The following is a 23,616-nucleotide window of genomic DNA, read 5'->3' as shown; positions in this document are numbered from 1 at the left end:
TAGGGACGTCGAGGCGTGGAATTCTAGGCAGGGCGTGTTAGCTGGACGGCGCATTTTGATCGAGGTTCCCATGCATCGCCGCGCCCTGCTCGTCACCCTCGCCGCCGCCGGCCTGGCCCTTGCGGCCTGCGGCCCCAGCAAGAAGGCGCAGGAGAACCTCGCCACCGCCGACGCCTTCATGGCCAAGAACGGCAAGGAGCCAGGCGTCGTCACCCTGCCGCAGGGCCTGCAGTACAAGGTCGTGCGCGAAGGCCCGAACGGCGGCATGCACCCGAACAAGGCCGACGAGGTCAAGGTTCACTACGAGGGCAAGCTGATCGACGGCACGGTGTTCGATTCCAGCTACGAGCGCGGCGTGCCGGCCGTGTTCCCGCTGGACGGTCTGGTGCCCGCTTGGGTGATCGCCCTGCAGCGCATGAAGGCGGGCGACGAGTGGATCCTCTATGTGCCGCCGGCCCTGGGCTATGGCGCGCAGGACAAGGGGCCGATCCCCGCTAACAGCGTGATGATCTTCCGGATCGAACTGCTCGACGTGAACCGCATCGGTCCGGGCAAGCCGAAGGAATAAAGGTCGAGCGCCCCCTCCGTCTCGCTGCGTATTCGCAGCGATCCACCTCCCCCGTTGCACGAGGGAGGATGATAGTTCTCCTCCCCTGCGAAGCGGGGGAGGTGGGCCAGAGGATCGGAGGGGTCGCTAAAGCCTCAAACCACGCGGGGCGGGTAGCCGCTCTCGCGCAAGGCCTCCATGACCTCCTGGGTGTGCTGGGCGTCGCGGGTCTCGATGGTGATGTCGAACTCCGCGCCCTTGGCGGGCACGTCCAGGGCTAGGCGGTTGTGGTTCACCTCAATGATGTTGGCGCCCATGGCGCCGATGACCGAGGCGACGGTCGACAACAGGCCCGGACGGTCGTCACCGATGATCCGCAAGCTGGCCAGGCGCTGGGCGCGCACCAGTTCGCGGGTCAGCACCGAGGCCAAGAGGCGGGTGTCGATATTGCCGCCGCACAGGATCAGGCCGCACTTCTTGCCCCGGAAGCGTTCGGGATAGGCCAGCAGGGCGGCCAGCGAGGCCGCGCCCGCGCCCTCGGCGATGGTCTTCTCGACGTTGCAATAGAGCGAGACGGCCTGCTCCAGGTGCGGCTCTTCCAGCAGCAGCACATCGTCGATCAGCGGACGCACGACGCCATAGGTCAGCTCGCCGACCTGCTTGACCGCGACCCCTTCGGCGATGGTCTGGCCGCCGCAGTGGGCCGCCACGCCGCGCATCTTGGCGGTGAAGGACGGATACATGGCCGGCTCGCAGCCGATGATGCGGATATCCGGCTTCAGCGCCTTGGCCGCCGTGGCCACGCCGCTGATCAAACCGCCGCCGCCGATCGGCACGGGCAGGATCTCCAGATCCGGCGCGTCCTCCAGCATCTCCAGGGCGATCGTGCCCTGGCCGGCCATGATGTCGTAGTCGTCGAACGGGTGGACGAAGGTCAGGCCCTGCTCGTCGCGCAGCTTGCGGGCATGGGCGTTGGCGTCGTCATAGGTCTCGCCCTCGATGACCACGGTCGCGCCGAAGTCGCGGGTGTGCTGCACCTTCACGAAGGGCGTGGTCTTGGGCATGACGATGGTGACCGGCACGCCAAGCCGCGCGCCGTGATAGGCCAGGCCCTGGGCGTGGTTGCCGGCGCTGGCGGCGATGACGCCGTGCCGCTTCTCGGTCTCCGACAGAAGCATCAGTTTGTTGAGCGCGCCGCGCTCCTTGTAGGCGGCGGTGAACTGCAGGTTCTCGAACTTCACCCACACCTCGGCGCCGGTGATCTTCGAGAGGGTCTTGGAGTGACGGCACGGCGTGCGCTCGATCTGGCCCTGGAGACGGCGGGCGGCGGCCTGGATGGCGGCGAGGTCGAGGGTCATGTCGTCCACTTCTGTCGCGGCGAAAAATCGCCGTGGCCGCGCGTCTAGCACGGCAAGGCCCGCCGTTCACGTCTCTTACGGCGCGGTGCGCAGCAGCTTTTCTATCGCCGACCAGGCTTCCGGCTCGCTCAGCATGGGCGCGTGCCCGACGCCGGGAACCTCGGCATAGGCCATTTCGGGCGCGGCGACGCGCATGCGCTCGGCGATATCGCTGTCGATCAGGTCCGAGATGGCGCCCCGAACCAGCAGCAGCGGCCGGTTCTTCGCCAGGGCCCGGAACAGCGGGTACATGTCGGGCGGCGCCAGGGCCTGACCGCCCTCGGCCTGGGTCTTGGCTGCAGCTTGCGCGGCGGCCTTGATCGGGGCGGAGATGTCCGGGTCATAGGCCAGCACGAAGCCGTCGCCCTCTTGGTCGAACAGGCGGCGGGCGAAGACGTCCCAATCCTGCGTCCCATAGGCCGGAAAGGCCGCCTCATTGATCGCCTTGGCGTAGGCCACGGCTGCGTCCCAGGTCGCAAAGCGGCTCGCCAGCCCCGTATAGCCGGCGATACGGGCCAGACCCACGGGCGACAGCTCGGGACCGACATCGTTGAGCACCGCCGCCGCGATCGCCTCGGGCTTCAGTGAGGTCAGCACCATGGTGATCAGGCCACCCATGCTGGTGCCGACGAACACCGCCCGCTCGATCTCGGTCGCCGCGAGCAAGGCGACGATGTCGGCCGCATAGGTCCCTGGGTGATAGTTCAGCGGCTGCGGGTCGCGCGCCGAAAGGCCCCGGCCTCGGACATCCACCGCCAGCACGCGCCGGCCCATGGCGGCGATCCTGGGAGCCAGGCTTTCGAAGTCCCGGGCGTTGCGGGTCAGGCCGTGGATGCAGATCACCGGAGCCCCGCGCGCCTCCCCGACCTGCGCATAATCGCGCGCGTGCAGCCGCAGGCCGTCGTGGGAGGTCCAGAACAGGTCGGTGAAGGCGGTCATCTCAAATCCTCTCCCTAGGGGAGAGGTGTCGCCGAAAGGCGATGGAGAGGGAAGGGGTAGGCCCTCCAGAACTCCCCCCACCGTCCGCTTTGCGGACACCTCCCCCGCTGGGGGGAGGATTTCAGTATGCGAACGGCGTCTCAATCTCCGCCAGCAGCGGCGCGGCGTTGTCGCGGTCGTTGGCCGTGATCTCGTTCACCGGGATTGGCCAGTCGATGCCGATCGCCGGATCGCTCCAGCGCACGCCGCCCTCGGCTTGGGGCGCGTAGTAGTCGGTGACCTTGTAGAGCACCTCGCAGGCGTCGCTCAGGGTCACGTAACCGTGGGCGAAGCCCTTGGGTACGAGGAGTTGCTGGCGATTCTGCGCCGACAGCTCGGCCCCGACCCATTGGCCGAAGGTCGGCGAGCCTTTGCGAATGTCGACCGCGACGTCGAAGATCGATCCGACCACGCAGCGCAGCAGCTTGTCCTGGGCGTGCGGCGGCTTCTGGTAGTGCAGGCCGCGCTGGATGCCGCGCGTCGTCGAGCGCACGTGATTGTCCTGGACGAAGGCCGCTTTGAACCCAGCCTCCTCCAGCGCCGATTGCCGGAAGGTCTCGGAAAACCAGCCGCGCTCATCGCCATGGCGCGCGGGCGTGATAAGCAGCACTTCGGGGATCGCCAGCGGTGTGATCTTCATGACGCGATACTTTGCTCTGGAATTTGCTGACCACCGATGCCGTCTGAAACGACCGAACACAAGACCGGCCCAGCGGTAACGGTGGTCATCGTCTCCTACCAGAGCGGGCCAACGCTGGAGCCTTGCCTGGCCAGGCTGGCGGCGCAGACGTTCCGCGACTTCGAGACGATCCTGATCGACAACGCCTCGAGCGACGGCGCGCCCCAGGCCGCCGCCAAGGCCCATCCTTGGGTCGATTTCGTCGAGGCGGGCGCCAATCTCGGCTTCGCCGCCGGCAACAACCTGGCCGCCCGGCGCGCCAAGGGCCGGTGGCTGGTGCTGCTCAATCCTGACGCCTATGCCGAACCCGACTGGCTGGAAGAGCTGATGGCGGGCGCGGCGCGCCACCCGACCGTGAAAAGCTTCGCCTCCCTGCAGCTGTCCGCCGACCGCCCAGGCTTGCTGGACGGCGCCGGCGACAATGTCACCAGCGCGGGCATACCGTTTCGCGGCGGGTATGGCCGCAAGCCGCCGGCGGTCTTACCCGAGGGCGAGGTGTTCTCGGCCTGCGGCGCGGCGATGCTGATCGATCGGGACCTCTTCCTGGCGGTCGGCGGCTTTGACGAGCGCTACTTCTGCTACTGCGAGGACGTCGATCTCGGCTACCGCCTACGGCTCTATGGCCAGCCGACGCTGCTGCTGCCCAAGGCCAAGGTCGCCCATGTCGGCTCGGCCAGCACCGGGGTTCGGTCGGATTTCTCGATCTTCCACGGTTCTCGCAACCGGGTCTGGACCTTCCTGAAGAACACGCCCGGCTGGCTGTTGCCGGTGACGCTGCCGCTGCACGTGGCGGTGACGGCCGGTCTTCTGCTGCTGCACTGGCGGCGGGGCGATGTCGCGCCGGCGATCCGGGGCATCCGGGCGGCGCTCAAACGCGAGGATCTCGACCAGGTGATGGCGGATCGTCGGGCGATCCAGGCCCAGCGCAAGGTCTCGCCGGGCGCGATCCTGCGGGTGATGTCGCTTGATCCGGCGGCGTTCATCGGCCGCCGGTTCGTGATCCGGAAGTGGCGGGGCGCGTAAAACCTCCTCCCGACCTTCCCGGCGAATGCCGGAATCCAGATGCCGGAGCACCTGGTCCGGCGGGAAGCGTGCTGAGTTCCTCGCGTCATCCCCAGCGCTCTTCCATCTGGATCCCGGCCTTCGCCGGGGAAACGGCGTTAGGTGGAAAGATCCTCGACCAACCGCCTCATGAACGCCGCCCCGCGCTGCATCTGGCTGATCTCGACATACTCGTTGGGCTGGTGGGCCTGGTCGATCGAGCCGGGACCGCAGATCACGGTCGAGAAACCCGCGCCCTGGAACTGGCCCGCCTCGGCCGCGTAGGGCACGACGCGCGCCGGACCGTTGTCGCCGGCCAGCTTGCGGGCGAAGGCCTCGGCGACGCCGTCCTCTTCCGGCGCGAAGGCCGGGGTCAGTGAGCGCCGCTCGACCTTGACGCCGCCCTCGGGCGCCTTGGCCTTGATCTCGGCGTCCAGGGCCGACGCCATGGCGAAGAAGTCCGACAGGAGCGCGACCGGATCCATGCCGGCGGGCGTGCGCAGGTCGAAGATGAACACGCATTCGCGCGCCAGGATATTGACCGCCGTGCCGCCGTTGACCTGACCGATCGTCAGGGTCGCGCCCTTGGGCGTGAACGGCGAGTTCGGGTCGGCTTCGCGCTCGAGCTTTTCGGAGAGACCGACCAGCATGGCCATCAGCTTGATCGCGACCATGTTGGCCGAGACCCCCAGATGGGTCAGGCTGGAATGGGCCTCGCGGCCGGTGACCGTGACCTTGAAGCTGGCGATGCCCTTGTGGGCGCGTACCGCCACCATGTCGGTGGGCTCGCCCACCACCACCAAGGCGGGGCGGGGGACCTCGCGGGCGATCACGTCGATCATGTCGGGCGCGCCCAGGCAGCCGACCTCTTCGTCATACGAGAACGCCAGGTGCACGGGCTTGCGCAGGTCGGCCTTGGCGAGATCTGGCGCTGCGGCCAACGCCAGGGCCAGGAACCCCTTCATGTCGCAGGTTCCGCGTCCGTAGAGCCGACCGTCACGCTCGGTGAGCACCCAGGGATCGGTGGACCAGGGCTGGCCGTCGACCGGCACCACGTCGGTATGGCCCGACAGCACGACCCCGCCCTCCACGGCCGGTCCGATCATCGCCATCAGGTTTGATTTCGTCCCCTCCGCGTTCGGCACGCGACGGGTCGGGACGTTCAGCTCGGCCAGATATTGCTCGACCCATTCGATCAGCGCGAGGTTCGAGCGGCGCGAGGTGGTGTCGAACGCCACCAGCTTGGCCAGGATGTCGATGGCGCGGGCGGACAGGGCTTCGGAGGAGGCGACCATGACAGGAGCCTAGACCCATTTGCACGGGATCGACCACCCCGGCGTCCCTCAGGGCCGGGCGTCGCAAGGACATGCCCTTGGAGCGACCAGGCCGCCGCCGGCTGGGTGACTTCATGCTCGTCCGCCGCGATGAGGCGCTTTTCTTTGCGCGCCGGCTTCTCTAGAGGGAGCGGACCATGATCCTGACCCTTTCCTGTCCCGACCAGCGCGGCATTGTCGCCAAGGTCTCCGCCTTCCTGTTCGAGCGCGGCTGCAACATTCTCGATGCGCAGCAGTTCGATGACCAGGAGACCGGTCAGTTCTTCATGCGCGTGGTCTTCGACGCCGACGGCGCGGACCGGGAGGCCCTGCGCGGCGACTTCGGCGCACTCGCCGACGGCTTCAAGATGAAGTGGACGCTGCGCAACCGCACCGACCGCTACCGCGTGCTGCTGTTGGCCAGCAAGTTCGACCACTGCCTGGCCGATCTCGTCTATCGCTGGCGCATCGGCGAGCTGCCGATGGACATCACCGGCGTGGTCTCCAACCACCCGGCCGAAACCTACGCCCACGTCGATCTGTCGGGTCTGGATTTCCATCACCTGCCGGTGACCAAGGAGACCAAGTTCGAGCAGGAAGCCGAGCTCTGGAAGCTGATCCAGGAGACGAAAACCGACATCGTCGTCCTCGCCCGCTACATGCAGGTGCTGTCCGACGGCCTGTCGGCGAAGCTGCAGGGCCGCTGCATCAACATCCACCACTCATTCCTGCCGGGCTTCAAGGGCGCCAAGCCCTACCACCAGGCCCATGCGCGCGGCGTGAAGCTGATCGGCGCTTCGGCGCACTATGTGACCGGCGACCTCGATGAAGGCCCGATCATCGAGCAGGACGTCGAGCGCATCAGCCATCGCGACACGCCCGAGGACCTCGTTCGCAAGGGCCGCGACATCGAGCGCCGGGTGCTGGCCCGGGCCCTGCGTTACCGCCTGGAGGACCGGGTGCTGCTCAACGGCCGCAAGACCGTGGTGTTCACCGATTAGGCGGCTGGAGTTGCGCGTACACTAAAAACTGGATACGGGGCTTGCTCTTCCAAGGGCAAGAGCCGTCCAGCGCATGTCGCAGCAAAATCTTCGCGTGATGGTGACCGGCGGGTCGGGGTTCATCGGCTCGGCCGTGTGCCGTCATCTGGCTGGCCAGAACAATGTCGCGATCCTCAACTACGACAAGCTGACCTATGCCGCCTCGCAGGCCAGCCTGGCCATGCTGGAAGGCAAGGCCGACTACCAGTTCGTGCAGGGCGATGTCGCCGATGCGGCGCTGGTTTCGGCGACGATCAAGGCGTTCCGACCCGACGTCGTGATGCATCTGGCCGCCGAGAGCCATGTCGATCGCTCGATCACCGGTCCGGGCGACTTCATCCAGACCAACATCGTCGGCGCCTATGTGATGCTGCAGGCCGCGCTTGAGCACTGGCGCGGTTTGGAAGGCGAGGCGAAGGACCGTTTCCGCTTCCACCACATCTCGACCGACGAGGTGTTCGGCAGCCTGGGCGCCGAAGGGCTGTTCAGCGAGACCACGCCCTATGATCCGCGCTCGCCCTATTCGGCGTCGAAGGCCTCGTCGGACCACCTGGCGCGGGCCTGGCATCACACCTATGGCCTGCCGGTCGTGGTCTCCAACTGCTCGAACAACTACGGGCCCTATCACTTCCCCGAGAAGCTGATCCCGCTGGTCACGCTGAACGCGCTCGAAGGCAAGCCGCTGCCGGTCTATGGCAAGGGCGACAATGTCCGCGACTGGCTGCACGTCGAGGATCACGCCCGCGCTCTGCACCTGATCGCCACCCAGGGCGTCCCGGGCGAGAGCTACAATGTCGGCGGCCGCAACGAGCGGACCAATCTTCAGGTGGTCGAGGCGATCTGCGACATCCTCGATGAGCTGCGCCCGATCCCCGGCCAGAGCCGCCGCGATCTGATCACCTTCGTCGCCGATCGGCCGGGCCACGACGCCCGCTACGCCATCGACGCCACCAAGCTGGAGACCGAGCTCGGCTGGAAGGCGCAGGAGACGTTCGACACGGGCCTGCGCAAGACCATCCAGTGGTACCTCGACAACGAGGCCTGGTGGGCGCCGCTGCGCGAACGTTATGCGGGCCAGCGCCTGGGCCTGTCGAAGTAGGCTCAAGACCACATCGCGCTGGCAAAGCGCCGCGCGCTCGGCGACAGTCCAACGTTGTCATAAGAGCCTCGTGGGAGGGCCGCGTGTCCAGGAAGTTCGTTCTCGCCGCCGTCGCGGCGTTGCTGCTTTGCGCGCAGGCCGCGCCGACGATCGCCGCGCCCGCTCGGGCCGCCGAGGCGTCGGCGAGCGTCAAGATCGACAAGGCCAGGATCAATGCGGCGCTGAAGGCCATGGTCGACAGCGGTCGCGCCGTCGGGGTCTCGGCGCTGGTCTGGCAAGGCGGCCAGGAGCGCTATTTCGGCGTCGCCGGGATGGCCGACCGCGAGGCTGGCAAGCCCATGGGCCGCGACACCCTGGTTCAGATCTTCTCGATGACCAAGCCCGTCACGGGCGTGGCCCTGATGCAGCTTTGGGAGCAGGGCAAGTTCGGCCTGGATGATCCGCTGGCCCGCTATCTCCCGGAATTCGCCGACATGAAGGTGTCGGACGGTCAGGGCGGCGTGCGGCCGGCGGCCCGGCCGATCCTGATCCGCGATGTGCTGCGTCATACAGCGGGGTTTTCGTACGGCTGGGGCGAGGGCCCCGCCGATGCGGCTTTCCGCGCGGCGGATCCGCTGAACCTGAACAACGACCTTGCCGAATTCGGCCGCCGCCTGGCGACCGCGCCGCTGCTGTACGATCCTGGCGAGCGATGGAGCTACAGCGCCGCCGTCGACGTCCAGGCCCTGCTGGTGGAAAGGCTGTCAGGCCAGCCGTTCGAGACCTACGTCAAGACCAACATCCTTGCGCCGCTCGGCATGAAGACGACCGCCTGGACCCAGCCCGAGGCCGCCTTCGTCGTGTTGGCGGCGACCTATCAGAGGGGCGCGGACGGCAAGCTGGCGCGCCAGGACGATGTCGTCACCCGGCGGATGAATTTCGACCCCAGCCGTCGCCTGACCATGGGCGGGGCGGGGTTGGTGGCCTCGATCGACGACTACGCCCGCTTTTCCCGAATGCTGCTGGGGCAAGGCGCTCTGGACGGCGTGCGAATTCTCAAGCCTTCGACCGTGCGATTGATGGCCTCGGATCATCTCGACCCCCGGGTGACGGCGCGAAGCTGGCTGCCGGGCAAGGGAGCGGTCGGCTTCGGCTTCGATGTGGCCGTTCGCAACAGCCAGCCTCAAAGCCCGCAGGAGAATCGCGGCGCGGTGGGCGAGTACTTCTGGGACGGCATGGCCAGCACGGTGTTCTGGGTCGATCCGGCCAATCAGCTGACGGCGGTGTTTTTCGTGCAGACCCTGCCCTTTGACGGGACCTTGCACAGCGATTTTCGCGCGGCGGTCTATGGCGCCGACTATCTGGGTCCCAAAGGCGACTAGGGCCTGGGCTGAGCGGCCAGGGCGGCGGTCTTGGCCGCGCAGCCCCGCAGGGTCTCGCCGTCGATCCAGACCTCGGCGGCGTAGCCGTAGCGGCGGTCCGACATCCCGTCCGAGCATTCGCCGGGCGTCAGGCGCAAGACCAGACGCTGCTCGCCCGCCGTGCCGTCCCAGACCCCCTGCTCGCCGTCCGCGCGGACGCCGGGGTTGGCGGTGGTGACCTCCGGCGCGTCCGGACGTGTCAGGGTGACGCTCTCGGCCCGCACCTTCACGGCCCAGAACGGCTCGGTTCCGAGCGCGTCAAAGTCGCCGGAATAGTCAGGGCCGACCGTCACCGGCGCGTCGGCCGGCGGCGGCGCCTCCTCGGAGGAGCCCATCGGGGCCCCGCAGGCGGCGAGCATCAGGGCGGCGGCGATCAAGAGAGCGTGGCGCATGTCTCTGGCTATCCCCGAAAGGTCGCTTGAGGCTAGACTCGCCGACGATGAATCGGAACGGTCAACGGCGCTTTCTGGAGTTCTTCGCCGGTGGCGGCATGGCCCGCCTCGGCCTGGGCGCCGATTGGTCATGCGCCTTCGCCAACGACTTCGATCCAGTCAAGGCGGCGACCTATCGCGCCAATTTCGCGGACGCCGGCGAACACTTCCAGGAAGGCGACGTCTTCGCCCTGAGCGCTGAGCATTTGCCCCCCGCCGACCTCGCCTGGGCCTCCAGCCCTTGCCAGGACTTCAGTCTGGCGGGCGCGAGGGCGGGTCTGGCGGGGGGGCGCTCTTCGGCTTTCTTCGGCTTCTGGAGCTTGATGCGGGCGCTCTCGGCGCAGGGGCGCGCGCCGTCCGTCATCGTGATCGAGAACGTGGTCGGCCTTCTGACCTCGCACGGCGGCGCCGACTTCACCGCGCTGTGCCGCGCCCTGCATGAGGAAGGCTATCGGTTCGGCGCGCTGGAGATCGACGCCGGGGCGTTCGTGCCTCAGTCGCGGCCCCGGGTGTTTGTAGTCGCCACGCGGAATGCGCCGGGCGACCTCGTCGGTTCCAGCGTCTTCCAGACGCGGGCCGTTCGTGAGGCGGCCGCGCGTCTGCCGGCCGATCTGCAGGCGGGATGGGTCTGGTGGGGCGCGCCGTCGCCGCCCGCGCGCAACACAGACCTCGCTTCGATGCTGGAGCCCGACGACAGGGTTGTCTGGAACCCGCCGGAACGCACTGCAGCCCTGCTGGCGCTGATGGCGCCATCGCATCGCGCCGCCGTCGAGGCGCGCCGGGTCGGGCGCGAGCGGGCCGTGGGCGCGGTCTTCCGGCGCATGCGCGGCGGCGAGCAACGCGCCGAGGTGCGGTTCGATGGTCTGGCCGGATGCCTGCGCACACCGCGCGGCGGCTCCTCGCGCCAGACCTTGCTGGTGATCGACGAGGGCGAAGTTCGCTCGCGCCTGATCTCGCCCCGCGAGGCCGCGCGCCTGATGGGTCTGCCTGACAGCTATCATCTACCCAAATCGCAGACCGCAGGTTTGCAAGTCATGGGCGATGGCGTCGCCGTCCCCGTCGTGCGCTGGCTGGCGGAAACGCTTCTAGCCCCGCTCGTTGATAGCAAAACTGCAAACCTCGCCGCCGAATGACCCCCTGACAGCGGCCGGGGGCGGGTCTAGGGTGCCGCCCTTTCCGCAACAGGCCCCAGGGTGTTCCGATGGACGACGCTTCCTCCCTCTATGACGCCGCCCGCTTCAAGCGCGCTGGCCGTGGCAAGATCTATGACTCGATCATCGATACGATCGGCGACACGCCGCTGGTGCGCCTGCCCCGCCTAACGGCCGAACTCAATCCCAAGGCCGAGGTGTTGGCCAAGCTTGAGTTCTTCAACCCGATCTCTTCGGTGAAAGACCGGATCGGCGTCTCGATGATCGAGTCGCTGGAGGCCCAGGGCGTCTTGAAGCCGGGCGCGACGATCATCGAGCCGACCTCGGGCAACACCGGCATCGCCCTGGCCTTCGTGGCGGCGGCCAAGGGCTACAAGCTCACCCTGGTCATGCCCGAGAGCATGTCGATCGAGCGCCGCAAGATGTTGCTGCTGCTGGGCGCCAAGCTGGAACTGACTCCGGCCGAGAAGGGCATGCGCGGCGCGGTCACCCGGGCCCAGGAGCTGATCGATGCGACCCCCGGCGCGGTGATGCCGCAACAGTTCGAGAACAGCGCCAACCCGCTGATCCATAGGGTCTCGACCGCCGAGGAAATCTGGAATGACACCGCCGGCGCCGTCGACGCGGTGGTCTCTGGCGTCGGGACCGGCGGCACCATCACGGGCGTTGGCCAGGCGCTGAAGGCCCGTAAGCCCTCGCTGAAAATGGTCGCGGTCGAGCCCGAGGCTTCTCCGGTGCTGTCGGGCGGCGCGCCGGGTCCGCACAAGATCCAGGGGATCGGCGCGGGCTTTGTGCCCGGCGTCCTGGATCGCGGCGTGATCGACGACATCGTCCAGGTCAGCAATGACGACGCCTTCGCCATGGCCCGCCGCGCGGCGGCCACCGAAGGGCTTCCCGTGGGCATCAGCTCGGGCGCGGCCCTGACGGCGGCCTTCGATCTGGCCCTGCGCGACGCCTACAAGGGCAAGACGATCGTCGTGATCATCCCCAGCTTCGCCGAGCGCTACCTGTCGACGGCCCTGTTCGACGGCCTCTAGAGCATTTTTCGAGCGAAGTGGCCCCGGTTCGCGTGAAGAAAAATGACCCAAAACAAAGGACTAGAACTCACGGCCTGACGCAGTCAGGTCGTGAGTTCTAAGCCCCCGCGCGGCCGGGCGCTGTGACCGACGTCTACGACAAGGCCAAGCGCTCGGCCGTCATGGCGCGCGTGCGCAGCCAGGACACCGGGCCTGAGCTTCGACTGCGTCGACTGCTGACGGGGCTGGGCGCCCGCTATCGTCTGCACCGCAAGGACCTGCCGGGTTCGCCGGATGTGGTCATGCCGGGGCGCAGGCTTGTCTTCTTCGTCCACGGCTGCTTCTGGCACGGCCATGACTGCGCCCGGGGCGCGCGCATACCCAAGGCGAACCGCGAATACTGGCTGGCCAAGGTCGCCCGAAACATCGCGCGGGATCAGCGCGCCCTGGCGGCGCTGACGCAGGCCGGCTGGCGGGCCGAGATCGTCTGGGAGTGTGACTTCAAGGACGAAGCGGCCCTGAGGGCTCGGCTTCAGGCGCTGCTCGCGACGACCTCAGATCCGATCGGTCCGACGTCGCTGCGCGCCGCCATGACCTGAGCGAGCGCCGAGAACAGTTCGGTCGGATCGATGGGCTTGGCGACATGCGCGTTCATGCCGGCCGCCGCGCAGGCCTCCCAGTCCTTGATCGTGGCCGAGGCGGTCACCGCGATGACTGGCGCATCGCGATTGGGCCCGGCGCCGGCGCGGAGCGCACGGGTCGTCTCGCGGCCGTCCATGCCCGGCATATAAACGTCCATCAGGATGGCGTCGAAGACCTCCGAGCCGAGAAGCTCGAGGGCTTCCTCACCCGACTCGGCGAGGGTGGCTTCCACGCCGAAGGGCTGCAGGACCAGTTCGATGGCGCGCCGGTTCACCACGTGGTCGTCAACGACCAGGACCTGGAGACCGCTGATCGACGGGCCAGGGATCGGGACGTCAGGGGCCTCGGTGGCCTCCAGCAGCACGGACAGGCGAAAGCACGCGCCCTGGCTCCGCCCGTTGGCCGCGACCAGGTCGCCGCCCATCAGGCGCGCCAGCTCTCGGCTGATGGCCAGGCCAAGACCCGATCCGCCGTGCTGGCGAACCACCGATGCGTTCAACTGGTCGAAGGGCGTGAACAGGCGCGGAAGCGCTTCCTCGGGAATGCCCGGGCCCGTGTCGACCACTTCGATCAGCAGACGAACCTGGTCGCCGACCGTCTCGGTCGCCAAGGTGACCGACACCCCGCCGCGCGAGGTGAACTTGGCCGCGTTGGAGAGCAGGTTGTTCAGCACCTGCTTCAGGCGCATGGCGTCGCCGATCACCCATTGGGGGATCGCCGAGGCTCCGATCACGCGAAGCTTCAGCCCCTCGCGGGCCAGTTCCGGCCGCCACAGGCGCAGCGTGTCCGACAGGCTCTGACGAAGGTTGAACGGCGCCTTCTCCACGGACATTCGGCCCGCTTCGAGCCGCGAGAAGTCCAGAAGGTCGTTCAGAAGCGTGCGCATCAACCCGCCGGCGTCAGCGATCAGCTGGGCGTGGACCTTGGAACTGGCCTCGGGGACTTCGCTGTGCAGGCGGGCGGCGCCCGCGAGGATGGCGCTGATCGGCGTCCGAAGTTCGTGACTGATCATGGCCACGAAGGCTGATTTGGCCGCGACCGCTTCTTCGGCCTCGTGGCGCCGACGCTCGGCCTCGGTCTTGGCGTCCGCCTCGGCCTTCAGCGCGGCGCGGAGCGTGCGCGCGGCGACCGCCACCGCTGCGATCAGGAGAAGAGCGCCGAACCACAGGGCGCTGGCGAGCGGCGCGTCGGGATTGGCCTGCCTGGCGATGATCGGGATGATCAGGAGATAGAAGATGTGCGGCGCCGCCGCGGCGATGGTCGCCGAGCGCAGGCTGCCGTTGACGATGACCACGTTCATCAGCGCCCCGGCCAGCAGCATGCCGCCAAGGGTCGGCGCGAAGCGCGCATCGGACGCGAACAACGGGATCGCCAAGAACCCGAAGGCGGCGGAGGTGAGGAAGGGGAGGGCCATAACCGACAGGCGTGGCCAGGGGCCGTTATCGCTCCGTCCCTGCTTGATGATTCGGATCGCCAGCCAGGTTTCCAGCAGCTGGATCGCCGTGTAGAGCGCCCCCCAAATCCAGATCCAGCGCATGCCGGTGAAGCGGTCCAGGATCACGCAGATCGCCAGGGTCGTGCCAAGGCGCAGGTATGTGTTGGCGCGTCGCGAGGCGACGGCGCGTGCCACGTCGGTATCCTTTGTCGAAGCGCTCATCGGCGCTCTGTCCCCCGGGCGATCGTATCGCAATCCCTCGCCCGACCACCCTAGTCGCGCGGGGCTAAGAGGAAATGAAAGATCATCGTTTCGTCAATGGCTTGCGGCCGTCGGCGCTCGCGGGATGATTTTTGCGTCGATGCGCCATCATGGGTGGAAGTGTGGAATAAAATTCCAACCGGAGCGCTATTCGCCAGATGCAGGGGAAGCCCGAGCGAAGGACTGTCTAGGGCGGCGCTCCGAAAACGCGCGCCAGATCGGTGGAATCCAAGCCGTCCAGTTCGAGCCGTTTCAGCCGCGAGGTGTCGCCCGCCGCCAGCCGAACGGCCGAGCGAGGAACCTTCAAGGCCTTGGCGAGGAAGCCGATCAAGGCGGCGTTCGCCGCGCCCTCGACTGGCGGGCTGGCCACCCGCACTTTCAGATAGGGGCGGCCGTCAGGGTCGCGCGCCCAACCCTCGGCGGCGTCGCGCCCGCCGCGTGGGGTCAGGCGCACAACGAGCGTGACCGCCACGGCGTCAGCCGAGGAGGGCGATCAGCGTGCCTCGTAGCGCCGGCAACAGATAGTTCTGCACGCCCGAGATGATCAGCAGGACAATGATCGGACTGATGTCGACGCCGCCCAGCGAAGGGATCAAGCGCTGGAACGGGCGCAGGACAGGGCCGGTCACCCGGTCGAGGAAATCCAGCACCTGGTACACGGCGGTGTTACGGCGGTTGATCACGTCGAACGCCACCAGCCAGCTCAGGATCGCCGAGATGACGATCGCCCACCACAGAAGGCTGAGCAGGCCGCCGAGGATGAAGAAAACGAATTGAATAATGGCGGTCATGGGTTTCCCGTCCGGACTTTCCGCTTCTTGCCGCGCCAAGCGCGCGCTGGCAAGCAAGGAGCCGCTTGACGAGCGCGCTTTGGGGCCGTATCTCCGCCGCTCCTTGGGGCCGTAGCTCAGATGGTAGAGCGCCTCGTTCGCAATGAGGAGGTCAGGGGTTCGATTCCCCTCGGCTCCACCAAGGACCTTCCAAAGCCATTTTGAATGTCCGATCGGGTTCCAGCTTGGGGCCGGTTTTGCATTTTCTTGCCTATCGTCGCGTTAACCCTGCGACGACGCGCCACAGCCCAGATTTACGGAACGGCGCCGTCTTGCCCGCAAGATCGCCCCGGTTCGATCAATCGCCGGGGGGCGTAGATGCGCAAGGCCAAGACGAAGCGCGGCTTTCGAAGGCTGCTGGTTTGCATGGGTTTGGCCAGCGCCGTCCTGGCGACCAGCCCCGCCGCAGCGCAGGGCGATCCGGCGATTCAGCTCAGCCTCGCCTACAAGGCCGATGTCGCAGCGACGCTTAGCGGCGGGCTGGCCAAGCGCGGTCGCGTTCTGGACAATCTGCAGGTCTTTGCGGACGTCGATCTGGACCAGGCCGTCGGCTGGAAGGGCGCGAGCGCCCATTTTCAGCTTTTGAACAACAGCGGCGCGACGCCGAACGACGACGTCGGCAGCTTGCAGGGCGTGGACAACATCGAGGTCTCGCGTCACCGCCTGCGCCTTTTCGAGGCCTGGGTCGAGCAGGGCTTTGGCGACCAGGGTTCGGTCCGCGCCGGCCTCTACGACCTCAATAGCGAGTTTTACGCCAACGAAAGCGCTGGCCTGCTCCTGGCTCCCGCCTTCGGCATCGGCTCCGAACTGGCCGCCACGGGGCCGAACGGGCCGTCGATCTTTCCCTCCACCGCCCTGGCCGTGCGTTTGCGCTGGACGCCCAGTGAGCACCTCTACGCTCAAGCCGCCGTCCTGAACGCCAATGCGGGGGTGCTGGGCGATCCCGGCGGCGTCAGCACGTCCTTCGAGCATGGCGTCCTGGCGATCGCCGAGGCGGGCTGGACGGGACGTGGCAAGGTCGCTGTCGGAACCTGGCGCTACAGCGACCAGCAGGAGGACCTGAGGACCTTGAGCCCTTCGGGCGATCCGGCTCAGGCCACGGCGAAGGGGGCCTACCTCCTTCTGGAACGCACCGTCAATGGCGACGACGACTCGGTCCGCAAGACAACGGCGTTTGCGCGCATCGGGGTCTCCGACGGCGACACCACCGCCTTCAAGGGCGGGTGGCAGGCGGGCGTGCTGATTGAGCGGGTTTTCGCGGGGCGGCCTGACAGCGCGTTCTCGCTGGGCGTCAACCAGGCGTTCCTATCCCGCAAACACCGCGACAATGCTTGGGATGCGGGGCAGCCCCTCGAGCGCACCGAGAGCGCGATCGAGGTGACCTATTCCGACAGGATCGGACCGGTGACCATCCAGCCAGACCTGCAATATGTGCGACGCCCGGGCGCGGACCGCACCGTGAAAGACGCCTTGGTCTTCATCGTGCGCGTCGGGGTGGAGTTCTAGCCTCCCACCCCGCGCAGAACCTCAAGCGCTGGCGGCGTCTGCGACGGCCTCGGCGGTGATGCCGAATTCCTTGTAGAGGCGCTCGAACGGGGCCGAAGCGCCGAAGCTCTTCATGCCGACGAACTTGCCGTTCTCGCCGATGAAGCGCTCCCAGCCCATCTTGATCCCGGCCTCGACGGCGACGCGCACAGGGGCCTTGCCGATGACGGCGGCCTGGTAGGCGGCCGGCTGCTGGTCGAACAGCTCCCAGCAGGGCGTGGAGACCACGCGGGTCGGCTTACCCTTGGCCTGCAGGATGTCGCGCGCGGCGACGGCGACGCCGACCTCTGTGCCCGAGGCGAAGATCGTGACCTGGGCCTCGCCACCTTCGGCCGGCAGGAGCTCATAGGCGCCCTTGGCCGATAGGTCGCCGCCCTGGGTGCGGACGTGCGGGGTCTTCTGGCGCGACAGGGTCATCACCGACGGCGTGCGTTGGTGCTGCAGCGCCGCCTTCCAGCATTCAGCGGCCTCGACCGCGTCGGCCGGGCGGAAGACCAGCAGGTTGGGGATGGCGCGCAAGCTGGCCACGTGCTCGACCGGCTGGTGCGTCGGGCCGTCTTCGCCCAGACCGATGGAGTCGTGGGTCATCACGTGGATGACGCGGGCCTCCATCAGGGCGCCCAGGCGGATGGCCGCGCGGCTATAGTCGGCGAAGGCCAGGAAGGTGCCCGAATAGGGGATGATCCCGCCGTGCAGGGCCATGCCGTTCATGGCTGCGGCCATGCCGAACTCACGCACGCCGTAGTGGACGTAGCGGCCTTCGTAGCCGGGCGCGTCGAAAGCGCCCATGCCCTTGACCAGGGTGTTGTTCGAGCCGGTCAGGTCGGCCGAGCCGCCGATCATCTCGGGGATCGCCGGGATCAGGTGATCCAGGGCCGAGCCGGAGTGGACGCGGGTGGCGTTGACCGGCTTGGTCTCCAGGGCCTTGGCGATGTGGGCGTCCAGCGCCTCGAAGGCGCTCGCCGGCAGCTCGCCCTTCATGGCGCGGGTGAAGTCGGCGCCCTTGGGTGCTGCGGCCAGCTTGGCTTCCCAGGCCTTGCGGACCTTGGCGCCGCGACGGCCGACGCTCTTCCACGCCTTGGCGATGTCATCGGGCACGGTGAAGGGCGCAGCGTCCCAGCCCATGGCCACGCGCGAGGCGGCGATCTCGTTGTCGAACAGGGTGTAGCCGTGGCTATGGGGGTCGCCTTCCTTCGGGCCCGCGCCCTTCGAGATCAGCGTCTTGCACGCGATCATGGTCGGGCGGTCCTGCTTGGTGGCCCAGCGCAGGGCCGCAGCGATCTTGCCATGGTCGTGGCCGTCGACGACCTTGACCGCCCAGCCGGCCGCTTTGAAGCGCATCACCTGATCGCCGGTCTCGGCGATCGTCGCCTCGCCGTCGATGGTGGTGTTGTTGTCGTCGAAGAGGACCGTCAGCTTGGAGAGCTTCAGGCGGCCGGCGATGCTGATCGCCTCATGGCTGACGCCTTCCATCAGGCAGCCGTCGCCGGCGATCACCCAGGTGCGGTGGTCGACGAGGTCCGCGCCGTAGCGGGCGGCCAGATGCGCCTCGGCCATGGCCATGCCGACGGCGGTGGCCAGGCCCTGGCCCAGCGGGCCGGTCGTGGTCTCGACGCCGGGGGTGTGATGCACTTCGGGGTGACCGGGGGTCAGCGAGCCCCACTGACGGAAGTTCTCGATCTCCTTCATCGTCACGGCCTTGAAGCCGGTCAGATGCAGGAGCGAATAGAGCAGCATCGAGCCGTGGCCGGCCGACAGCACGAACCGGTCGCGGTCCGCCCAGTCGGGCTTGCTGGCGTCAAACTTCAGGAACTTGCCCCACAGCACCGTCGCCACATCGGCCATGCCCATCGGCATGCCTTGGTGTCCCGACTTGGCCTTGTGCACGGCGTCCATGGAAAGGACGCGGATCGCGTCGGCCATCTTGATGGGCGAAACGGGCATGGAAGTTCCGTCTTGTCTATGTTTTGCGGGGCTGCGCGAGGGGCGCAGTCGCATGGGAACCCGGAAGGGTCAACCCGCGCCAGGCCGCTAAGACGGTACGGGACGTCTGCCGTGGACGCTTTGCAACATCGTCCGCAAGCGTTATAGCTGGAGCCAGACTTATGCTCAATTTAAGCATAACCCGGAAAGGTCGATCCCTTGGGTAGTCCGTCGTTCTTCTCGCCCTATCGCCACGGCTTTGTGCGTGTCGCGACCGCCGTCCCGAAGGTGAAGCTGGCGGATCCGGCCGCCAACGCCCAGGCTATCCTGGCTCTGGCGCGCGAGGCCCATGCGGCGGGCGTGGCGGTGGTCGTGTTCCCGGAACTGGGCCTGACCGGCTACACGATCGACGACCTTCTGCAGCAAGAGGCGTTGCTGGACGCGGTCGAGGCCGCGATCGCCACCCTGACCGAGGCCAGCGCAGGCCTGGCGCCGATGATCGTGGTCGGAGGCCCGCTGCGCGACGGCGGCCGTCTTTACAATACCGCGATCGTCATCCAGGGCGGCAAGGTGCTGGGCGTGGTCCCCAAGAGCTTCCTGCCCAACTATCGCGAGTTCTACGAGCGTCGCTGGTTCACGCCGGGCGCGGGCGTGACGGGCAAGACATTGACCCTGGCGGGCCAGGTCGTTCCCTTCGGGACCGACATTCTGTTCCGGGGCGAGGGCGTCGCGCCGTTCACGGTGGGCGTGGAGATCTGCGAGGACGTCTGGACCCCGACCCCGCCCAGCACCGCCCAGGCCTTGGCAGGGGCCGAGATCCTGCTGAACCTGTCGGCCAGCAATATCACCATCGGCAAGTCCGAAACGCGGCGTCTGCTTTGCGCCAGCCAGTCGTCGCGGATGATCGCGGCCTATGTCTACTCGGCGGCCGGCGCGGGCGAGAGCTCGACCGACCTGGCCTGGGACGGCCATGTCGATATTCACGAGATGGGCGCGCTGCTCGCCGAGACCCCGCGGTTTTCGACGGGCCCGGCCTGGACCTTCGCCGATGTGGATGTCCAGCGCATTCGGCAGGAGCGGATGCGCGTCGGCAGCTTTGGCGACGCCATGGCCCTGACGCCGCCCTCGACCCCGTTCCAGATCGTCCCGTTCGCCTTTGACGCGCCCGAGGGCGACCTGGCGCTGGCGCGCCCGATCGAACGGTTCCCGTTCACGCCGTCGGATCCGGCCAAGCTGCGCGAGAATTGCTACGAGGCCTACAACATCCAGGTCCAGGGCCTGGCGCGTCGGCTGGAGGCCTCGGGCCTGAAGGCGCTGGTGATCGGAATCTCGGGCGGGCTCGACTCGACCCAGGCCTTGCTGGTCGCCGCCAAGGCCATGGATCAGCTGGGCCTGCCGCGCACCAATATCCTGGCGTACACCCTGCCAGGCTTCGCGACCTCGGACCGCACCAAGTCCAACGCCTGGGCGCTGATGAGGGCGATGGGCGTCACCGCCGCCGAACTCGATATCCGCCCTGCGGCCACCCAGATGCTGAAGGACCTGGATCACCCGTTCGGACGGGGCGAGGCGGTCTATGACGTGACCTTCGAGAACGTCCAGGCGGGCCTTCGCACCGACTATCTGTTCCGTCTGGCCAACCACAACGCCGCGCTCGTCGTCGGCACGGGCGATCTATCCGAGCTGGCGCTGGGCTGGTGCACCTATGGCGTCGGCGACCATATGAGCCATTACAATCCCAACTGCGGCGCGGCCAAGACGCTGATCCAGCACCTGATCCGCTTCGTGGCCCATTCGGGTGACGTCGACGCCGAGACCACGGCTCTGCTGGAAGACATCCTCGCGACCGAGATCTCGCCGGAGCTGGTGCCCGGCGAGGCGGTTCAGGCGACCGAGAGCTTCGTCGGCCCGTACGCCCTGCAGGACTTCAATCTCTACTACATGACCCGCTATGGCATGGCGCCGTCCAAGATCGCCTTCCTGGCCTGGAGCGCCTGGCATGACGCCGACCAGGGCGGCTGGCCGGTCGGCCTGCCCGACAACGCCCGCCGCGCCTATGACCTGCCAGAGATCAAGCGCTGGCTGGAGCTGTTCCTGAAGCGGTTTTTCGCCAACCAGTTCAAGCGCTCGGCCGTGCCCAACGGGCCGAAGATCTCTTCAGGCGGCGCCTTGTCCCCCCGTGGCGACTGGCGGATGCCGTCGGATGTGACCGCCGAGGCTTGGCTCGCCGAGCTGCACGCCAACGTGGCGATCTGAGGAAAACTCTTCGTTACCGCCGAGTTTGCCTTTAAGCCGTCGTCGCAAGAGCACCCCCTCAAGGGGGCGAAGACGACCATCGCGTGGGGACAACACTTGGCCGCGATCTATCCAGTGATCTTGTGTGGGGGCTCGGGCACCCGCCTCTGGCCCGCGTCGCGTAGCGACCAGCCCAAGCAATTCCTCAAACTGGTCGGGGATCGTTCTTCATTTCAGGAAACGGTCCTGCGGGTGAAGGACATCCCAGGCGTGGCCGAGGTGATCGTGGTCACCGGCGAAGCGATGGTCGAGTTCGTCGCCGAGCAAACCGCCGAGATCGGCGCCTGGGCGACGATTCTGGTCGAGCCCGAGGCGCGTGACAGCGCGCCGGCCGTGGCCGCGGCCGCCGCCTATGTCGAAGCGCAGGATCCGGAAGGCGTCATTCTGATGCTCGCCGCCGACCACCACATCGCCCAGCCCGATATCTTCCAACAGGCCGCGCTCACCGCCGCCAAGGCCGCCGAGGAGGGCTATATCGTCACGTTCGGGGTTCAACCGACGGTCCCGGCGACCGGTTTTGGCTATATCCGTCCCGGCGCGCCTTTGCTGGATGGTTCGGTTCGCGAGGTCGCGGCCTTCGTCGAGAAGCCCGATCAGGCGACCGCCGAGCGCTATCTTCTGGAGGGTTATCTCTGGAACAGCGGCAACTTCGCGTTCCAGGCGGCGACCTTGCTGGGCGAGTTCGAGGCCTTTGAACCCACGGTCGCGGCCGCCGCCAAAGCCTGCGTGGCGGGTCTGGAGCTTGAGGCCGGTATCGGCCGCCTGGATCGCGACGCCTTCGCCCAGGCCAAGAAGATCTCGCTCGACTACGCGATCATGGAGCGCACTCAGAAAGCTGCGGTCGCCCCTGCGGCGTTTGCGTGGTCGGACCTCGGGGCTTGGGACGCGATCTGGGAAGCTTCCACGCGCGACGGCGACGGCAACGCCCAGGCGGGCGATGTTGACCTGCACGGATCGTCCAATGTTCTGGTGCGCTCGACGGGCCCCTATGTCGGCGTGATCGGGGTCAACGACATCGTCGTCGTGGTTGAGCCGGACGCCGTGCTCGTCTGCCATCGCAAGGACAGCCAGGCGGTGAAGACCCTGGTCGATGGCCTAAAGGCCAAGGGCCGCTCGATCGCCTCGCGCAAGAGCGCCTCGCCGAACGGGACCGAAACCCTGGTCTCGACGGACGGCTTCGATGTCGAACTGCGCCGCGCGCCGGCGGGAGAGACCTTGGCCCTGCCCGTATCCACCGTGCAGCTTCTCGAGGGCGTCATCGAGATGGACGGCGACCTCTACACGGCGGGTGCGATCATCCCGCTGGAAGCCGCGGTCCTGGCCCGGGCGATCGGCGCCGCGACCCTGCTGGTCACGAAGCCGCGTTGATCACCCGGTCCATCTCCAGGATCGCCAGGGCGATGTGATAGAAAGAGCTGGCTGGCGCAGGTTCTTCGACAAAACTCTCGTCGGGCAGGTATTTGTCCCGCCACAGGCCTGGAACCGGTGTGCGCAGATAGGTCAGCAAGCCCAGGGCGCCCTCGGCGGCCATCTCCCAGTACTTGGGGTCGCCGGTGATCTCCGCCGCCAGAACCGCCGCCTTGATCCGCTCGGTCTGCGGCCAGAGACGGGCTCCGTCGTCGTGAATCCCGTAATCATCCAGCAGGGCGTTGATGGCGACGCCGCGCGCCAGATCGACGCCGCGCGTCTCGCCACCATCGATCATGTTCAGCGCGGCGGCCGTGGCGTCGGCGCGTCCGGCCAGTTGGCCCCAGCGCAGCAGCAGCCAGCCCCATTCGAACTGATGCCCCGGCTCGCAGATGCGGCCCTCGACGCCCGGCGCAGGGTTCCAGTCGAGGTCGAAGAACTCGCGGACCATGCCCGTTTCGGCATGGACGAACTTGGCCAGGGCCAACTCGGCGATCTCGTCGGCCAGGGCGCGCCAGGTCGGATCGGGATCGATCGCGTTCCAGGCCAGCACGGCCTCGAACAGGTGCATATGCGGGTTGGACTGTAGCGGGGCGGTCGGCGGGTTGGACTGGTGGAAGCCCGCCAGTGGATGCTTTCGCTCGGCGATCAGGCGCTCGCGAACCTGGACGGCCAGCGTCCGCGCTTCCTCGGCGCGATCCGGAAGCGCCTTGGCCACCGCCGCTAGGGCGAAGATCGCGAAGGCTTGATCGTAGAGGTCGGCGGTGTCGTCCAGGCTCTCGCCGCTGGGCCCCACCAGGGTGCGGAACTGGCCGTCGGGCCGGCGGTAGGCCGACAGATAGAAGGCCAGGCCGTGCTCGACGGCGCCGCGCCAGGGTCCGCGCCAGCCCAGTTCGCCCGCGATCGCATAGGCGTAGATCTGGCGGGGCAGAACCCGACCACGACGCGGGCCCTCGACGGCTTGGCCATCGAGATCGATCTTCTCGAAGAAGCCGCCTTTCGCATGGTCGGCGCCAACCTCCCACCAGATCGGATAGGCCGCCTCGACCGCCCAGGTCTTCAGTCGGTCACGGAGGCGGGCGGCGTCGGCGAGGGCGTTGGTCATCAGAGGCTCCAGCGGCGTCATCCTTCTAGGCGAGGTCGCGTCACGACGCCAAGACGGCGACTTGGCGATTCCGCCAGGACC

General features: G+C 67.6%; 21 protein-coding genes and 1 tRNA gene. 12 read left to right on the top strand and 10 right to left on the bottom strand.

The features are described 5' to 3' along the window. The first annotated feature begins 55 nt into the window (after positions 1-55). Positions 56-568, top strand: coding sequence for an FKBP-type peptidyl-prolyl cis-trans isomerase (locus tag CA606_RS19110; protein ID WP_181242692.1), 513 nt, complete (start codon positions 56-58; stop codon positions 566-568). A 134-nt stretch (positions 569-702) separates the two neighbouring features. Here CA606_RS19110 and CA606_RS19105 read toward each other — a convergent pair whose 3' ends face one another. The 3 genes from CA606_RS19105 to rfbC form a co-directional block, all read right to left on the bottom strand. Next, positions 703-1,905 (bottom strand): threonine ammonia-lyase, encoded by a 1,203-nt coding sequence (locus CA606_RS19105; protein WP_096053093.1) that lies wholly within the window; start codon positions 1,903-1,905, stop codon positions 703-705. 75 nt (positions 1,906-1,980) lie between these two features. Continuing rightward, positions 1,981-2,883, bottom strand: a complete 903-nt coding sequence (locus tag CA606_RS19100; protein ID WP_096053094.1) for an alpha/beta fold hydrolase — start codon at positions 2,881-2,883, stop codon at positions 1,981-1,983. 121 nt (positions 2,884-3,004) lie between these two features. Continuing rightward, positions 3,005-3,562: a dTDP-4-dehydrorhamnose 3,5-epimerase gene (rfbC, locus tag CA606_RS19095; protein WP_096053095.1), complete on the bottom strand. Its 558-nt coding sequence runs from the start codon at positions 3,560-3,562 to the stop codon at positions 3,005-3,007. Positions 3,563-3,598: 36 nt separating this feature from the next. Here rfbC and CA606_RS19090 point away from each other — a divergent pair, with 36 nt between their 5' ends. Continuing rightward, positions 3,599-4,624 carry a glycosyltransferase family 2 protein gene (locus CA606_RS19090; protein WP_096053096.1) on the top strand — a complete coding sequence of 342 codons (1,026 nt, stop codon included), beginning with the start codon at positions 3,599-3,601 and terminating at the stop codon, positions 4,622-4,624. Between the two features lie 137 nt (positions 4,625-4,761). Here the strand turns inward: CA606_RS19090 and argE are convergent, their stop codons facing one another. After that, entirely contained in the window at positions 4,762-5,937 is a 1,176-nt protein-coding gene (gene argE / locus CA606_RS19085; protein ID WP_096053097.1) for an acetylornithine deacetylase, read from the bottom strand. 176 nt (positions 5,938-6,113) lie between these two features. Between argE and purU the strand changes: the two genes are divergently transcribed. The 3 genes from purU (at position 6,114) to CA606_RS19070 (ending at position 9,455) form a co-directional block, all read left to right on the top strand. After that, positions 6,114-6,956 carry a formyltetrahydrofolate deformylase gene (purU, locus tag CA606_RS19080; protein ID WP_096053098.1) on the top strand — a complete coding sequence of 281 codons (843 nt, stop codon included), beginning with the start codon at positions 6,114-6,116 and terminating at the stop codon, positions 6,954-6,956. 73 nt (positions 6,957-7,029) lie between these two features. Beyond that, positions 7,030-8,094 (top strand): dTDP-glucose 4,6-dehydratase, encoded by a 1,065-nt coding sequence (gene rfbB, locus CA606_RS19075; protein WP_096053099.1) that lies wholly within the window; start codon positions 7,030-7,032, stop codon positions 8,092-8,094. 83 nt (positions 8,095-8,177) lie between these two features. Further along, a complete protein-coding gene (locus CA606_RS19070) occupies positions 8,178-9,455 on the top strand; it encodes a serine hydrolase domain-containing protein (protein WP_181242691.1) in 1,278 nt (425 codons plus the stop codon). On the opposite strand, the gene CA606_RS19065 is transcribed toward CA606_RS19070, so the two are convergent. Next, a complete protein-coding gene (locus CA606_RS19065) occupies positions 9,452-9,886 on the bottom strand; it encodes a COG3650 family protein (protein ID WP_096053101.1) in 435 nt (144 codons plus the stop codon). The genes CA606_RS19070 and CA606_RS19065 overlap by 4 nt on opposite strands. Before the next feature lie 47 nt (positions 9,887-9,933). Between CA606_RS19065 and CA606_RS19060 the strand changes: the two genes are divergently transcribed. The 3 genes from CA606_RS19060 to CA606_RS19050 all read left to right on the top strand — a co-directional run bounded on the left by CA606_RS19060 (position 9,934) and on the right by CA606_RS19050 (position 12,691). Beyond that, positions 9,934-11,058 carry a DNA cytosine methyltransferase gene (locus CA606_RS19060; RefSeq protein ID WP_096053102.1) on the top strand — a complete coding sequence of 375 codons (1,125 nt, stop codon included), beginning with the start codon at positions 9,934-9,936 and terminating at the stop codon, positions 11,056-11,058. 68 nt (positions 11,059-11,126) lie between these two features. After that, positions 11,127-12,113, top strand: coding sequence for a cysteine synthase A (cysK, locus tag CA606_RS19055; RefSeq protein WP_096053103.1), 987 nt, complete (start codon positions 11,127-11,129; stop codon positions 12,111-12,113). 122 nt (positions 12,114-12,235) lie between these two features. After that, positions 12,236-12,691: a very short patch repair endonuclease gene (locus CA606_RS19050; RefSeq protein WP_096053104.1), complete on the top strand. Its 456-nt coding sequence runs from the start codon at positions 12,236-12,238 to the stop codon at positions 12,689-12,691. On the opposite strand, the gene CA606_RS19045 is transcribed toward CA606_RS19050, so the two are convergent. From CA606_RS19045 to CA606_RS19035, 3 genes are all read right to left on the bottom strand, one after another. Beyond that, entirely contained in the window at positions 12,625-14,391 is a 1,767-nt protein-coding gene (locus tag CA606_RS19045) for an ATP-binding protein (protein ID WP_096053105.1), read from the bottom strand. The two genes, CA606_RS19050 and CA606_RS19045, sit on opposite strands and share 67 nt — an antisense overlap. Before the next feature lie 226 nt (positions 14,392-14,617). Continuing rightward, positions 14,618-14,902: a DUF167 domain-containing protein gene (locus tag CA606_RS19040; RefSeq protein WP_096053106.1), complete on the bottom strand. Its 285-nt coding sequence runs from the start codon at positions 14,900-14,902 to the stop codon at positions 14,618-14,620. 4 nt (positions 14,903-14,906) lie between these two features. Further along, a complete protein-coding gene (locus CA606_RS19035) occupies positions 14,907-15,221 on the bottom strand; it encodes a YggT family protein (RefSeq protein WP_096053107.1) in 315 nt (104 codons plus the stop codon). A 105-nt stretch (positions 15,222-15,326) separates the two neighbouring features. Here CA606_RS19035 and CA606_RS19030 point away from each other — a divergent pair. Both CA606_RS19030 and CA606_RS19025 read left to right on the top strand, forming a co-directional pair. Then, positions 15,327-15,402 (top strand) — tRNA-Ala (locus tag CA606_RS19030). 176 nt (positions 15,403-15,578) lie between these two features. Beyond that, entirely contained in the window at positions 15,579-16,766 is a 1,188-nt protein-coding gene (locus CA606_RS19025; protein ID WP_096053108.1) for a carbohydrate porin, read from the top strand. A gap of 21 nt (positions 16,767-16,787) precedes the next feature. Here CA606_RS19025 and tkt read toward each other — a convergent pair whose 3' ends face one another. After that, the gene (gene tkt, locus CA606_RS19020) at positions 16,788-18,749 is read right to left on the bottom strand and encodes a transketolase (protein ID WP_096053109.1); all 1,962 of its coding nucleotides are present in this window, start codon (positions 18,747-18,749) and stop codon (positions 16,788-16,790) included. Between the two features lie 198 nt (positions 18,750-18,947). On the opposite strand from tkt, the gene CA606_RS19015 reads away from it, so the two are divergent. Both CA606_RS19015 and CA606_RS19010 read left to right on the top strand, forming a co-directional pair. Further along, positions 18,948-20,984 (top strand): NAD(+) synthase, encoded by a 2,037-nt coding sequence (locus CA606_RS19015; RefSeq protein ID WP_096053110.1) that lies wholly within the window; start codon positions 18,948-18,950, stop codon positions 20,982-20,984. A gap of 96 nt (positions 20,985-21,080) precedes the next feature. Further along, positions 21,081-22,391, top strand: coding sequence for a mannose-1-phosphate guanylyltransferase/mannose-6-phosphate isomerase (locus CA606_RS19010; protein WP_096053111.1), 1,311 nt, complete (start codon positions 21,081-21,083; stop codon positions 22,389-22,391). On the opposite strand, the gene CA606_RS19005 is transcribed toward CA606_RS19010, so the two are convergent. Beyond that, positions 22,375-23,535, bottom strand: a complete 1,161-nt coding sequence (locus tag CA606_RS19005) for an AGE family epimerase/isomerase (RefSeq protein WP_096053942.1) — start codon at positions 23,533-23,535, stop codon at positions 22,375-22,377. The two genes, CA606_RS19010 and CA606_RS19005, sit on opposite strands and share 17 nt — an antisense overlap. Positions 23,536-23,616 lie beyond the last annotated feature (81 nt).

Origin of the sequence: Caulobacter vibrioides (assembly GCF_002310375.3) — a bacterium.
In the GTDB taxonomy this organism is placed as follows: domain Bacteria; phylum Pseudomonadota; class Alphaproteobacteria; order Caulobacterales; family Caulobacteraceae; genus Caulobacter; species Caulobacter vibrioides_D.
The sequence above is the reverse complement of the archived record's forward strand: the minus strand, read 5'-3'. Positions and strand labels throughout refer to the sequence as shown.

Excerpts from the sequence above, each read along its gene's own strand:
- CA606_RS19005 (WP_096053942.1), bottom strand. The coding sequence starts at position 23,535 with ATGACCAACGCCCTCGCCGACGCCGCCCGCCTCCGTGACCGACTGAAG.
- purU (WP_096053098.1), top strand. The coding sequence starts at position 6,114 with ATGATCCTGACCCTTTCCTGTCCCGACCAGCGCGGCATTGTCGCCAAG.
- CA606_RS19045 (WP_096053105.1), bottom strand. The coding sequence starts at position 14,391 with ATGAGCGCTTCGACAAAGGATACCGACGTGGCACGCGCCGTCGCCTCG.
- CA606_RS19090 (WP_096053096.1), top strand. The coding sequence starts at position 3,599 with ATGCCGTCTGAAACGACCGAACACAAGACCGGCCCAGCGGTAACGGTG.
- rfbB (WP_096053099.1), top strand. The coding sequence starts at position 7,030 with ATGTCGCAGCAAAATCTTCGCGTGATGGTGACCGGCGGGTCGGGGTTC.
- rfbC (WP_096053095.1), bottom strand. The coding sequence starts at position 3,562 with ATGAAGATCACACCGCTGGCGATCCCCGAAGTGCTGCTTATCACGCCC.
- CA606_RS19060 (WP_096053102.1), top strand. The coding sequence starts at position 9,934 with ATGAATCGGAACGGTCAACGGCGCTTTCTGGAGTTCTTCGCCGGTGGC.
- cysK (WP_096053103.1), top strand. The coding sequence starts at position 11,127 with ATGGACGACGCTTCCTCCCTCTATGACGCCGCCCGCTTCAAGCGCGCT.
- CA606_RS19065 (WP_096053101.1), bottom strand. The coding sequence starts at position 9,886 with ATGCGCCACGCTCTCTTGATCGCCGCCGCCCTGATGCTCGCCGCCTGC.
- CA606_RS19100 (WP_096053094.1), bottom strand. The coding sequence starts at position 2,883 with ATGACCGCCTTCACCGACCTGTTCTGGACCTCCCACGACGGCCTGCGG.
- tkt (WP_096053109.1), bottom strand. The coding sequence starts at position 18,749 with ATGCCCGTTTCGCCCATCAAGATGGCCGACGCGATCCGCGTCCTTTCC.
- CA606_RS19105 (WP_096053093.1), bottom strand. The coding sequence starts at position 1,905 with ATGACCCTCGACCTCGCCGCCATCCAGGCCGCCGCCCGCCGTCTCCAG.
- CA606_RS19025 (WP_096053108.1), top strand. The coding sequence starts at position 15,579 with ATGCGCAAGGCCAAGACGAAGCGCGGCTTTCGAAGGCTGCTGGTTTGC.
- CA606_RS19035 (WP_096053107.1), bottom strand. The coding sequence starts at position 15,221 with ATGACCGCCATTATTCAATTCGTTTTCTTCATCCTCGGCGGCCTGCTC.
- argE (WP_096053097.1), bottom strand. The coding sequence starts at position 5,937 with ATGGTCGCCTCCTCCGAAGCCCTGTCCGCCCGCGCCATCGACATCCTG.